Genomic DNA, 12,114 nt, shown 5'->3' on the forward strand with positions numbered 1-12,114 from the left:
GGAGGGCGACATGAGCGCCAAAAAAGCGAAACCCAGGGGTCTTGGTCGTGGTCTTTCGGCCCTTATGGCGGATGTTACGCAGGAAACGGATGGACGCTCACCGGCCGAGCCGCGCCGGCCGGATATGACGGTTCCCATTGAAAAGCTGAAGGCGAACCCGAACCAGCCGCGCCGGACATTCCAGCCTGAGCAGTTGGACGAGTTGGCGTCCTCGGTCAAGGAAAAGGGAATCATCCAACCATTGATCGTGCGGTCGATCGGTGCCGGAGAGTATGAAATCGTTGCGGGGGAACGCCGTTGGCGCGCCGCGCAAATGGCGCAACTGCATGATATTCCAGTCATTGTTCGCGATTTTGATGATACCGAGGTTCTGGAAGTCGCGATTATTGAAAATATACAACGGGCGGATTTGAATTCCGTCGAAGAAGCGGCTGGTTACAAGCAGCTCATGGACCGTTTCGGCCACACGCAGGAGAAACTGGCTGAGGCTTTGGGTAAAAGTCGCAGTCATATAGCCAACCTTCTGCGCCTGTTGTCACTGCCGATAGATGTGCAAGCCCTTGTGATTGAAGGGAAATTATCCGCAGGGCATGCAAGGGCTTTGATCACGGCCGAGAATCCATCGGAACTGGCCAAACGGGTCGTGAAAGACGGGCTTTCGGTAAGGGCGACAGAAGCCCTAGTGAAAAAGCAACAGCAGGGCTCAGGAGATCGTCCCGCGCCGAGGTCTCGGGATCTGAACGCAGGTAAAGATGCAGATACCCGCGCGCTGGAGAAAGACCTCTCGGCCATCTTGGCTATGAAGGTTTCGATCAATCACAAGGCCGGGACAGAAACAGGTCAGGTTGTTTTGACCTATGAGAACCTGGATCAGTTGGACGATCTTTGCGCCAAACTCAGCCGTTAGGGCGTGTCCAGATAAAGATCATGACGCCGCTCAGAACCACGGCCTGAATGATCAGGACGTGGGACGGTAAAGACAATAGAACCGAGATGCCAAATACGGCGGCGACCGAAGCGGTGGCCGCCTTTTTTGCGCTCGGATGAATCGCGCCTGATCTCTGCCAATCGATAATCATTGGACCAAAGACCCGATGGGTCAAAAGCCAATTGTGCAGCCGGGACGATGAGCGGGCAAAGAAAAACGCGGCCAGCAGCAGAAAGGGAACGGTTGGGAGCAGGGGCAAAACCACTCCGACCATAGCGAGCGCGACGCAGAGCAAACCAAGACCGGCCCAAAGGTACTGCATCGGCTACTCCAATAACTCGCGGATAACCGCGTTCAGAACGGCACGCCCGTCTTTGGTGGCTTTCAGTCGCGAGTCTGACAGCTCAATCATGCCAAGGTCGGACAGAGAGTCGAGCTTGTCTTTGGGGAGAGGGTGTCCGGAGAGCGCGCTGTATCTCTCCATATCTAGGCCTTCTCTCAAACGAATACACATCATCAGGTATTCAGCGGCCTGTTCGATCAGAAGAACCTCGGTTCGATCACTTTCTCCGGATCCGTTGGAAACCGCATTCAGCCAAGTATTCGGGGACAAATGGGTTTCCGTCGCGAACTTCCGTCCGTTCAAAGTGACGCGACCATGCGCGCCGGGTCCGATACCAACATAGTCGCCGTAGCGCCAATAGATCTGGTTGTGCTGCGACTCGGCGCCGGGGCGGGCATGGTTGGAGACTTCATAGGCGGGCAGACCGTGTGCCTCGCAGATCTCTTGCGTCGCCAAATACATATCCGCGGCGTGGTCATCCTCGGGCAAACCGCGCAATTTACCGACCGCATAGCGATCCCCAAAGGCGGTGCCTTCTTCGATGGTCAGTTGATAGAGCGACAGGTGATCGACAGCCATCGACAGGGCCTCGGTCAACTCGGCCTGCCAAGATTCAAGGGTTTGATGTTGGCGCGCGTAGATCAAATCAAAGCTGACGCGGTCGAAACAGGCGCGGGCGATGTCGAAGGCGGCGCGTGCTTCGGCGACCGTATGGATGCGACCCAAGCGGCGGAGGTCTTCATCGTTCAGCGCCTGCACACCCATCGAAATCCGATTGACGCCGGCGTCACGATAGGCGGCAAAGCGCCCGGCCTCGACCGAACCGGGGTTGGCCTCGAGCGATATTTCCATGTCGTTGGCGGGCCGCCAGAGGCTGCGGGCTTCGTCAATGACGACTGAAACGGTGTCGGGGTTCATCAGTGACGGGGTGCCACCGCCAAAGAAGATCGTATTTAGAACCCTGTCGGGCGTTTCAATGGCTGATCGGCGCAGTTCGGCTAGATAGGCATCAAGCCATTGTTTTTGATCAATATTTTTAGAAACATGGCTGTTGAAATCGCAATAGGGGCACTTGGCCTCGCAAAAGGGCCAGTGCACATACAGGCCAAAGCCCCCGTTGCGCCAATCATCCGCCAAAGCAGCGCTTCACGAACATCTCCACCGCGTGGCCGCGATGGCTGATCTTGTTCTTTTCCCAACGATCCATCTCGGCAAAGGTAATGTCATGACCTTCGGGGACAAACATTGGGTCATACCCGAAGCCGTCTTTACCTCGGATTGGCCAGACGAGATGACCGGGCGCGATGCCCTCGAACACTTCGTCATGACCGTCGGGCCAGGCCAGAACCAACGTGCAACGAAATTGCGCGGTGCGCGGGTGAGGGGCGTTCTTAGCCTCCAATTCGTTGTTGGCACGGGTCATGGCCATCATGAAATCGCGGCCATTGTCTGTTTCGGCCCAGTCGGCCGTATAGACGCCCGGCGCGCCGTCCAGCGCGTCGATGGTGATTCCGGAATCGTCCGACAGGGCAGGCAGACCGGTGGCCTTGGCGGCAGCATGCGCCTTGATCCGGGCATTGCCGACAAAGGTGTCCTCGGTCTCTTCCGGTTCGGGCAGGTTCATCTCAGCCCCGCCAACCACCGTCACGCCAAAGGGGCTGAGGAGATGCGCCATCTCCTCAAGCTTGCCTTTGTTATGCGTGGCGACCAGCAGTCTGTCCCCGTCGAACTTGCGGGTCATGCGGTGGCTGCCTTTTGGGCGGCAGCCAGCTCACCCACGCCTTTTTCGGCCAGATCAATCAGTTGATCCATCTGCACGCGGCTGAAGACCGAGCCTTCGGCGCTCATCTGGACTTCGATCAGTTTGCCCGAGCCGGTCATGATGAAGTTGCCGTCCACGCCCGCCTCGCTGTCTTCGGGGTAGTCGAGGTCCAGAACCGGCTGACCCGCGTAGATGCCGCAAGAAACGGCTGCAACAGGGTCTACCAAGGGATCTGAGATCACGTCACCCGCTTTCATCAGCTTGTTCACGGCCAGACGCAGCGCCACCCAGCCACCGGTGATCGAGGCGCAGCGGGTACCGCCATCCGCCTGTATGACATCACAATCAACGGTGATCTGGCGCTCACCCAATGCAACCCGGTCGACGCCGGCCCGCAGGGCTCGGCCGATCAGGCGCTGGATTTCGACGGTACGACCGCCTTGTTTGCCCGAAGCCGCCTCACGCCGCATCCGCGTGTTGGTTGCGCGGGGCAGCATGCCGTATTCGGCAGTGACCCAGCCAAGGCCAGAACCCTTGATGAAGGGCGGCACACGATCCTCGATCGTGGCAGTACACAGCACATGGGTGTCGCCCATCTTGATCAGGCAAGATCCTTCGGCATGTTTGGTGAAGCCCGTCTCGATTGAAACGGCGCGCATTTCGTTTAGATCACGTCCTGAGGGTCGCATGGGAATTCCTTTGTTTGCTGGGTTGGGGATAACGTCCTGCGGCATTACGATGCAACCCCGATTGACCTTTCATTTACCTGCGATTTAATGGCAGTCCAGCAGGGGACCGAGAATGAGCGAAGCCAGCAGAATTCTGTCAGAGATGAACGACCGGTCGCGTGAGGTGTTTCGGCTGATCGTCGAAAGCTATCTGGAAAGCGGTGAGCCGGTGGGAAGCCGCACCCTGACACGAACCCTTTCCGAAAAAGTCAGTGCCGCAACCGTGCGCAATGTGATGCAGGATCTTGAGTTTCTGGGTCTGCTGGACAGCCCTCATGTGTCTGCAGGACGAATTCCGACGCAGCAGGGGCTGCGGATGTTCGTAGACGGATTGCTTGAGGTCGGCGATCTGGGCGCTGACGATCGGCAGAAGCTGGATGAGACTTTAGGCTCTAACGCAGGCGATGTTGGCGGAATGCTGGATCGCGTGGGCTCGGCCTTGTCACACGTGACACATGGCGCATCACTGGTTTTGACGCCAAAACACGAGGCCGAAATCAAACATATCGAGTTTGTCTCATTGGCGCATGATCGGGCGCTGGTGGTTCTAGTTTTCTCGGATGGGCATGTCGAAAATCGGCTGTTCACGCCGCCACCGGGTCAGACGCCCAGTTCGATGCGAGAGGCCGCGAATTTCCTGAATGCGCTGATCGAGGGGCGAACGCTCAGCGAAGTGCGCCGTCAAATGCTGTCGCAGATTGACGCACGTAAGCAAGAGATTGATATTCTAGCTCGCGAGATGGTAGAAAGCGGGATTGCGGCCTGGGACGGGGATGGAAGCGACTCGGCCCGTCTGATCGTGCGCGGTCGGGCGAATCTTCTGGCGGATTCGGGTGAGGCCGAGGAGTTGGACCGCATTCGCACCCTGTTCGATGATCTGGAACGCAAGCGCGACATAGCCGAATTCCTTGAATTGACCGAGGAAGGCGAGGGTGTGCGCATTTTTATTGGCTCTGAGAACAAACTTTTCTCACTTTCGGGTTCCTCTTTGGTGGTGTCTCCTTATATGAACGCTGATCGTAAGATAATTGGTGCGGTTGGGGTCATCGGGCCCACACGTTTGAATTATGGACGGATCGTACCGATCGTGGATTATACGGCGCAACTGGTCGGCAAGCTGATATCCGACCGGAGCTAGAGGGTAAGAGATGGCAGAGCCCAAGAACGAAGAATTTCTGGACGACATCATGGCGGCCGAAGCGGAAGAATTGGCCGAAGAGTTCGCTGAGATCAGCGACGAGGCGCTGGAACTGGATGAGTTGCGCGCCGAGCGGGATGACTACAAAGACAAGTTCATGCGCGCTTTGGCTGATGCGGAAAACGCACGCAAGCGTGGCGACAAGGCCCGCCGGGACGCGGAGCAATATGGTGGGTCGAAACTGGCCCGCGACATGCTGCCGGTCTATGACAACATGAAACGCGCGCTTGAGGCCGCGACTGATGAGCAAAAAGAAGTGGCTGCCGGTTTGCTGGAAGGTGTTGAGCTGACCATGCGGGCGCTGAAGGACGTGTTCCAGAAGCATGGGATCGAAGTGATCACGCCTGAGGTTGGGGATCGGTTTGACCCGAATGTGCATGAGGCGATGTTTGAAGCTCCGGTACCGGGAACCCGCGCGGGGGACATCATTCAGGTTTCGGCTGAAGGGTTTATGTTGCACGACCGTTTGCTGCGCCCGGCGCAGGTTGGCGTGTCGTCGACACCTGCGAGCTGATTGGCCTCTGCGAGGCCAAGCCTCCGGCGGAGGTATTTTTGAACAGAAGAAGGGGCGGTCAGGATTTGGCCGCCTCTTTCAGTTTGTAGATCAGGTCGAGTGCTTCGCGAGGGGTCAGCTCGTCTGGCAGGATGTCGTTCAGCATGTCCGCGACCGGTGAGGCTTTCGGTGCAGGCGGCGGTGGTGGCGCGGCTGAGAAAAGCGGAAGGTCGTCAATTAGGGTTTTTTGTTTACCGCCCTCACGCTCGGTTTTTTCCAGTTGATCCAATACGATGCGGGCACGTTCGACGACTGAGGCAGGCAACCCCGCCAGTTGGGCGACTTGCACGCCATAGGACCGGTCGGCGGCGCCCTTGTGAACTTCATGAAGAAAGATGACCTCACCTTCCCATTCCTTCACGGTCACGGTGGCGTTGTTGACGCCTTTGAGCTTTCCAGCAAGAGCGGTGAGTTCGTGGTAATGCGTGGCGAACAAGGCGCGGCATTGGTTGGCAGCGTGCAGGTGCTCCAGCGTGGCCCAGGCGATGGAGAGGCCGTCATAGGTGGCGGTACCGCGGCCGATTTCATCCAGAATGACCAGGGCGCGGTCATCGGCCTGATTCAGAATGGCGGCGGTTTCGACCATTTCGACCATGAAGGTCGAGCGACCTCGGGCCAGATCGTCAGAGGCTCCGACGCGGCTAAAAAGCTGGCTGACAAGGCCGATATGGGCCTGTTCCGCAGGGACGTAGCTGCCCATTTGGGCCAGTAGGGCGATCAGGGCGTTCTGGCGGAGGAAGGTTGATTTACCGGCCATGTTGGGACCGGTCAGCAGCCAAATCGCGGCCCCGTCTTCGGCACTTAGATCGCAATCATTTGCGACGAAGGCATCGCCGCTTTGCTGGCGCAGCGCGTGTTCGACCACCGGGTGGCGTCCGCCCTGAACCTCAAAGGCGCGCGAAGTATCTACCTGCGGGCGACACCAATTCTCACCGCGTGCGAGATCGGCCAGTGAGGTGGTCAGATCCAGCTCGGCCAGTCCTCGGGCGGCTTGGTTGAGACGGGCGGCGAGGGCTAAAATTTCGTCAGAAAGCCTTTTATAGAGACGCTTTTCGATCTCAAGCGCCAAGTTTCCAGCGTTCAAGATCCGGGTTTCGATTTCCGAGAGTTCGACTGTGGTAAACCGCACCTGATTGGCTGTGGTTTGGCGATGGATATAGGTCTCAGAGAACGGCGGGTTCAGCATCTTCTCGGCATGCGTAGCCGTGGTTTCGATGAAATAGCCCAGCACGTTATTGTGCTTGATCTTCAGCGAGGTGATCCCGGTGTGTTCCGCATATTTCTGCTGAAACCCGGCGATGACAGATCGGCCTTCGTCGCGCAGGGTGCGCGCTTCGTCCAGTTCGGGTTCAAAGCCGGGGGCGATGAAACCTCCGTCGCGGGCCAGCAGGGGCGGTTCGGCCACCAAAGCCTCATCCAGCAGGTTCAGGAGGTTGTCGAAGCCAACAAGGTTTTGCAAGGCGGTTGCCAGCAGGACCGGCAAATCTTGTCCCTCGCAGATGCCTGCAATTACGGCGGCTTGGGTCAGGCCGTTGCGGATGGCGGCCAGATCGCGGGGCCCGCCACGTTCAAGCGACAGGCGAGACAGGGCGCGGTCCAGATCGGGGGTTTTGCGCAGGGCCTCGCGCAGGTCTGATGCGATAAGGCTGTCCTCTGAGGCAAAGCTGACCGCGTCGAGACGGCCATGGATCACATCCAAATTGCGCGACGGGCTTGAGAGGCGTTGTTCCAGCAACCGCGCGCCGCCCGGCGTGACTGTGCGGTCAACCACCGACAACAACGATCCGGCGCGACCGCCCGACAGGGATCGGGTCAGTTCCAGATTGCGGCGCGTGGCTGCATCGATCTGCACCACGCGGTCTTCGGATTCCTTCAAGGGTGTTTGCAGCAGGGGCAGTTTTCCCTTCTGCGTGATCTCAAGATAGTCGATCAGGGCACCCATGGCCGAAATCTCGGCCCGGCCAAAGGACCCGAATGCCTCCAGCGCGCCCACGTGAAACAGTCCGCAGATGCGTTTTTCCGCTGCGGTACTGTCGAAGCTGGCCCGCCCGACGGGTGTCAGCGAAATTCCGAGGTCGCGGATGGTTTCGTTCAACGACTGCTCCATCCCGTCAGCAACGATCAGTTCGGAAGGGGCCAAACGTGCCAGCTCGGGGCTGAGGCGCACCGAGGTCAAAGGCATCACGTGAAACGCCCCGGTCGAGATGTCGGCCCAGGCGAGTGCGGACTCATCCCGGACCTCGGCATAGGTGGCCAGAAAGTTGTGGCGGCGGGCTTCAAGCAGGGCGTCTTCGGTCAGCGTGCCGGGCGTCACTAGACGCACGACATCGCGCTTTACCACCGATTTAGAGCCTCTTTTCTTCGCTTCCGCAGGGCTTTCCATCTGTTCGCAGACGGCCACGCGGAAGCCTTTGCGGATGAGGGTCAGCAAATAGCCCTCGGCTGCATGCACCGGGACACCGCACATCGGGATATCGTTACCATTGTGTTTGCCGCGCTTGGTCAGGGCGATGTCCAGCGCTTCGGCGGCGTTGACGGCGTCCTCGAAGAACATCTCGTAGAAATCGCCCATACGGTAGAACAGCAGGGCGTCGGCATGGGCCTCTTTGATCTCGAGATACTGCGCCATCATCGGCGTGACTGTGGACAAAAGCGGCCCCCTTCTGGCGTGTTCCGGACGTGACCTTACAAATCCCCCATCTTCTGTAAAAGCCGAAAACTCATTCTCGTTGAGGCCCGCGCGTGGCTGCGCTATGACGCATCAGCCCCGAAGTCATGGAAACGACATTTAAGATGCCCAAAGCGAAGATCACCAAAGAAGAGGCGCTGGCCTTTCACCTCGACCCGACCCCCGGCAAGTGGGAGGTGCAGGCCACCGTTCCCATGACCACGCAGCGCGATCTTTCGCTGGCCTATAGCCCCGGCGTCGCTGTTCCATGTGAAGCCATCGCCGAAGCGCCCGAGACGGCGTATGACTATACCAACAAGGGCAATCTGGTCGCTGTGATCTCGAACGGGACCGCCGTTCTGGGCCTTGGGAATCTTGGCGCGCTGGGCTCAAAACCGGTGATGGAGGGGAAATCCGTCCTGTTCAAACGGTTCGCCGACGTGAATTCGATCGATATCGAGTTGGACACCGAGGACCCGGATGAGTTCTGCCGCGCGGTGCGTCTGATGGGGCCGACCTTTGGCGGCATCAACCTCGAAGACATCAAAGCGCCGGAATGTTTCATCATCGAACAGCGCCTTAAGGAAGAAATGGACATCCCGGTTTTCCACGATGACCAGCACGGCACGGCGGTGATCTGCGCGGCGGGTCTGCTGAATGCGCTGCATATTTCGGGCAAGAAAATTGAAGATGTTAAGATCGTTCTAAACGGCGCGGGTGCTGCGGGGATTGCCTGTATCGAGCTGCTCAAGTCGATGGGCGCACGGCACGAGAACTGCATTGTCTGTGACACCAAAGGCGTGATCTATCAGGGCCGGACCGAGGGGATGAACCAGTGGAAATCGGCCCATGCGATCACCACGGATCTGCGCAGCCTGGAAGACGCCATGAAAGGTGCGGATGTATTCCTGGGCGTTTCGGTCAAGGGCGCCGTAACGCAGGATATGGTTGCAAGCATGGCCGACAATCCGGTGATTTTCGCGATGGCGAACCCGGATCCTGAGATCACGCCGGAAGAGGCGCATGAGGTCAGGGTGGATGCGATCGTTGCTACAGGCCGCAGCGACTATCCGAACCAGGTGAACAACGTTCTGGGCTTCCCCTACCTGTTCCGCGGTGCGCTGGATATCCATGCGCGCGCCATCAATGACGAGATGAAGATCGCTTGTGCCCATGCTCTGGCCCGTCTGGCGCGTGAGGATGTACCGGATGAGGTCGCCATGGCTTATGGCAAGTCGCTGACATTTGGCCGCGACTACATCATCCCGACGCCGTTTGACCCGCGCCTGATCCACCGCATCCCGCCGGCGGTCGCAAAGGCCGGGATGGATACCGGAGCGGCCCGCCGTCCGATCATCGACATGGAGGCTTATGAGCTGAGCCTCAAGTCCCGCATGGACCCGACCGCCAGCATCCTGCGCGGCCTGAACGCCCGTGCGCGTCAGGCGCAAAGCCGCATGATCTTTGCCGAGGGCGACGATCCGCGTGTGTTGCGCGCTGCGGTGACCTATCAGCGCTCGGGCTTTGGCAAGGCGCTGGTTGTGGGCCGTCCAGATGATGTGAAAACCAAGCTGGAAGAAGCCGGTCTGGGCGACGCGGTGCGTGAACTTGAGGTGGTGAACGCCGCCAACACCACCCATCTCGAGACCTATTCGAACTTCCTGTACAAGCGTTTGCAGCGCAAGGGTTTTGACCGCAAAGACATTCACCGTTTGGCGGCGCGGGACCGGCATGTGTTCTCGTCCCTGATGCTCGCGCATGGGCATGGCGACGGCCTGGTGACCGGGGCGACGCGCAAGTCGGCTCATGTGTTGGATCGGATCAACCATGTGTTCGACGCGGACGCGGCTCATGGCGCTGCTGGCGTGACGGCGCTGCTGCACAAGGGGCGCATTGTTCTGATCGGCGATACGCTCGTGCATGAATGGCCGGATGAAAACGACTTGGCCAATATCGCTGAACGCTCGGCCGCCGTGGCCCGCCATATGGGGCTTGAGCCGCGCGTGGCCTTTGTCAGCTTCTCGACCTTTGGCTATCCGGTCTCGGAACGGGCCGAAAAGATGCACCGTGCGCCTGCCGTTCTGGACCAGCGCGGCGTTGATTTCGAATACGAAGGCGAGATGACCGTCGATGTTGCCTTGAATGTGGATCAGCAGGCCGGATACCCGTTCCAGCGCCTGACCGGGCCGGCCAACATCCTGATCGTGCCCGCACGGCACTCGGCCTCGATCTCGACCAAACTGATGCAGGAAATGGGCGGAGCCACAGTGATCGGCCCGATCCTGTCTGGTGTCGACAAGCCGATTCAGATCTGTTCGACCGTGTCGACGGCCAATGATATCCTGAACATGGCCATTCTGGCCTCCTGCGATATTGGCAAGTCATGACGATCTGGAACCTGGGCTCGATCAATGCCGACATGGTTTACGGCCTGCCGCACCTGCCTGCGGCAGGTGAGACCTTGGCGGCAGACGGTCTTGAGCGTTTTCTGGGCGGCAAAGGGGCGAATATGTCCGTTGCCGGAGCGCGCGCGGGTTCTCGGGTCAACCATATCGGTGCCGTGGGTCCGGATGGGCGCTGGGCCAAGGATCGGCTGACGGAATATGGCGTCGACACGCGGTTCATCGCCGAAGTGGATGTGCCGACCGGTCACGCGATCATTGCCGTGGACGCGCAGGGCGAGAACCTGATCATCCTTTACCCCGGTGCCAACCACGCGCTGGACAAAGCGCAGATCGGGCAGGCGCTGGCCTCGGCCAATACCGGGGATATTCTGGTTTTGCAGAACGAAACCAATGCACAGGTCGAAGCGGCCCGTCTGGGGCATGAGCTTGGTCTGACCGTCTGCTACGCCGCCGCGCCGTTTCAGGCGCAATCGGTGCAAGAGGTTCTGCCATATCTGGATTTCCTGATCCTCAACGAAGTCGAGGCCGAGCAATTGCAGCAGGAAACCGGGCTGGATGCAGCGGAACTGCCGGTACGCCATGTGATCGTTACGCTTGGGTCGAAAGGCGCGCGGTATCTGCAGCAGGGTTGTGACCCCGTGGATTTCGCTGCGCATAAGGTGCAGGCGGTGGATACGACGGGCGCGGGGGACACGTTCACCGGCTATGTTCTGGCCGGGATGGACCGTGGCATGCCGATGGAGCAGGCCATTCTACAAGCAAATCGTGCCGCAGCCCTGATGGTCACGCGGCACGGTACTGCGGATGTCATTCCGGATCTGAGGGAAGTCCGGGACGCGCAGTTGGATTAAGATCCGGCAAAGGGCGCGTCGCTTCCCCAAAGCTGCTTCACCCGAGCATCCCGACCGCAGGCATTGCGGTAGGCTTTATAGGCGTTCTTCTGGCGTTTGGGGCCAAAGCGGGTGAAGACCAGCTTGTCACCTTTGTAGTAGTCCTGATGGTATTCCTCGGCCGGAAAAAACGCACCCTCCTGCAGGATCGGGGTGACAACCGTTTGGCCAAGGGCCCGTTGCGCGTTGGTCTTTGCCTGTTGCGCAAGCGCTTTTTCCCCTGCGTTAGAGACGAAAATGGCCGTGCGGTAGCTGTCACCGCGGTCGCAGAACTGACCGCCCGCATCTGTGGGATCGACCGAGCGGAAGAACAGGTTCAGCAGCGTTTCACGTGAGACGCGCGCGGGATCAAACGTGATCTGAACCGCCTCGTAATGGCCCGTACCGCCTTTGGTCACCTGATCATAAGTCGGGTTCGAGACCGAGCCGCCGGTGAACCCGGACACAGCACCGATGACGCCGGGTACGGATTCGAAATCGGATTCAACACACCAGAAACATCCACCGGCAACCGTCAGTGTCTCGGTCCCTGCAGCCGGGGCCGGAACGGCGCGCAAGGTTGCGGCCAGTGCAATCCAGGTGAACAACAGGGCGGGTTTTAGGTAGTCGAGATATGCAGTCCGGGTCATGGTATGTCTC

11 protein-coding genes are annotated in these 12,114 nt (G+C 59.2%); 5 read left to right on the forward strand and 6 right to left on the reverse strand.

Annotated elements, in window-relative coordinates:
• Window positions 1-10 precede the first annotated feature (10 nt).
• A complete protein-coding gene (locus J7394_RS09425; RefSeq protein ID WP_209252576.1) occupies window positions 11-907 on the forward strand; it encodes a ParB/RepB/Spo0J family partition protein in 897 nt (298 codons plus the stop codon).
• On the opposite strand, the gene J7394_RS09430 is transcribed toward J7394_RS09425, so the two are convergent.
• Genes J7394_RS09430 through rph form a run of 4 tightly spaced genes read right to left on the reverse strand, consistent with a single transcriptional unit; the run spans window position 897 to window position 3,722 of the window.
• Entirely contained in the window at window positions 897-1,250 is a 354-nt protein-coding gene (locus tag J7394_RS09430) for a YbaN family protein (protein WP_209252578.1), read from the reverse strand. The genes J7394_RS09425 and J7394_RS09430 overlap by 11 nt on opposite strands.
• 3 nt (window positions 1,251-1,253) lie before the next feature.
• Window positions 1,254-2,408: a radical SAM family heme chaperone HemW gene (hemW, locus tag J7394_RS09435; RefSeq protein ID WP_209252580.1), complete on the reverse strand. Its 1,155-nt coding sequence runs from the start codon at window positions 2,406-2,408 to the stop codon at window positions 1,254-1,256.
• The gene (gene rdgB / locus J7394_RS09440) at window positions 2,398-3,012 is read right to left on the reverse strand and encodes an RdgB/HAM1 family non-canonical purine NTP pyrophosphatase (RefSeq protein ID WP_209252581.1); all 615 of its coding nucleotides are present in this window, start codon (window positions 3,010-3,012) and stop codon (window positions 2,398-2,400) included. The genes hemW and rdgB overlap by 11 nt, the downstream gene beginning before the upstream one ends.
• Window positions 3,009-3,722: a ribonuclease PH gene (gene rph / locus J7394_RS09445; protein WP_209252582.1), complete on the reverse strand. Its 714-nt coding sequence runs from the start codon at window positions 3,720-3,722 to the stop codon at window positions 3,009-3,011. Before rph ends, rdgB begins: the two co-directional genes overlap by 4 nt.
• A 112-nt stretch (window positions 3,723-3,834) precedes the next feature.
• On the opposite strand from rph, the gene hrcA reads away from it, so the two are divergent.
• Together hrcA and J7394_RS09455 are read left to right on the forward strand one after the other, a co-directional pair.
• Entirely contained in the window at window positions 3,835-4,899 is a 1,065-nt protein-coding gene (gene hrcA / locus J7394_RS09450; RefSeq protein ID WP_170380211.1) for a heat-inducible transcriptional repressor HrcA, read from the forward strand.
• Between the two features lie 10 nt (window positions 4,900-4,909).
• The gene (locus J7394_RS09455) at window positions 4,910-5,473 is read left to right on the forward strand and encodes a nucleotide exchange factor GrpE (protein ID WP_170470713.1); all 564 of its coding nucleotides are present in this window, start codon (window positions 4,910-4,912) and stop codon (window positions 5,471-5,473) included.
• Between the two features lie 58 nt (window positions 5,474-5,531).
• Here J7394_RS09455 and mutS read toward each other — a convergent pair whose 3' ends face one another.
• Window positions 5,532-8,144 (reverse strand): DNA mismatch repair protein MutS, encoded by a 2,613-nt coding sequence (gene mutS / locus J7394_RS09460; RefSeq protein WP_209252850.1) that lies wholly within the window; start codon window positions 8,142-8,144, stop codon window positions 5,532-5,534.
• 161 nt (window positions 8,145-8,305) lie between these two features.
• Between mutS and J7394_RS09465 the strand changes: the two genes are divergently transcribed.
• Window positions 8,306-10,567 (forward strand): NADP-dependent malic enzyme, encoded by a 2,262-nt coding sequence (locus tag J7394_RS09465; RefSeq protein ID WP_209252583.1) that lies wholly within the window; start codon window positions 8,306-8,308, stop codon window positions 10,565-10,567.
• Window positions 10,564-11,436, forward strand: coding sequence for a ribokinase (locus J7394_RS09470; protein WP_209252584.1), 873 nt, complete (start codon window positions 10,564-10,566; stop codon window positions 11,434-11,436). The genes J7394_RS09465 and J7394_RS09470 overlap by 4 nt, the downstream gene beginning before the upstream one ends.
• Here the strand turns inward: J7394_RS09470 and msrA are convergent.
• Entirely contained in the window at window positions 11,433-12,104 is a 672-nt protein-coding gene (gene msrA, locus J7394_RS09475; RefSeq protein ID WP_209252585.1) for a peptide-methionine (S)-S-oxide reductase MsrA, read from the reverse strand. The genes J7394_RS09470 and msrA overlap by 4 nt on opposite strands.
• Window positions 12,105-12,114: the final 10 nt, after the last annotated feature.

The sequence above is a fragment of the Ruegeria sp. R13_0 genome (assembly GCF_017743995.1).
Lineage (GTDB): Bacteria > Pseudomonadota > Alphaproteobacteria > Rhodobacterales > Rhodobacteraceae > Ruegeria.

Bases quoted from the DNA above. Each gene is read 5' to 3' on its own strand.
- msrA (WP_209252585.1), bottom strand. From the start codon at position 12,104: ATGACCCGGACTGCATATCTCGACTACCTAAAACCCGCCCTGTTGTTC.
- J7394_RS09430 (WP_209252578.1), bottom strand. From the start codon at position 1,250: ATGCAGTACCTTTGGGCCGGTCTTGGTTTGCTCTGCGTCGCGCTCGCT.
- rdgB (WP_209252581.1), bottom strand. From the start codon at position 3,012: ATGACCCGCAAGTTCGACGGGGACAGACTGCTGGTCGCCACGCATAAC.
- J7394_RS09465 (WP_209252583.1), top strand. From the start codon at position 8,306: ATGCCCAAAGCGAAGATCACCAAAGAAGAGGCGCTGGCCTTTCACCTC.
- J7394_RS09425 (WP_209252576.1), top strand. From the start codon at position 11: ATGAGCGCCAAAAAAGCGAAACCCAGGGGTCTTGGTCGTGGTCTTTCG.
- J7394_RS09470 (WP_209252584.1), top strand. From the start codon at position 10,564: ATGACGATCTGGAACCTGGGCTCGATCAATGCCGACATGGTTTACGGC.
- rph (WP_209252582.1), bottom strand. From the start codon at position 3,722: ATGCGACCCTCAGGACGTGATCTAAACGAAATGCGCGCCGTTTCAATC.
- hrcA (WP_170380211.1), top strand. From the start codon at position 3,835: ATGAGCGAAGCCAGCAGAATTCTGTCAGAGATGAACGACCGGTCGCGT.
- J7394_RS09455 (WP_170470713.1), top strand. From the start codon at position 4,910: ATGGCAGAGCCCAAGAACGAAGAATTTCTGGACGACATCATGGCGGCC.
- mutS (WP_209252850.1), bottom strand. From the start codon at position 8,144: ATGATGGCGCAGTATCTCGAGATCAAAGAGGCCCATGCCGACGCCCTG.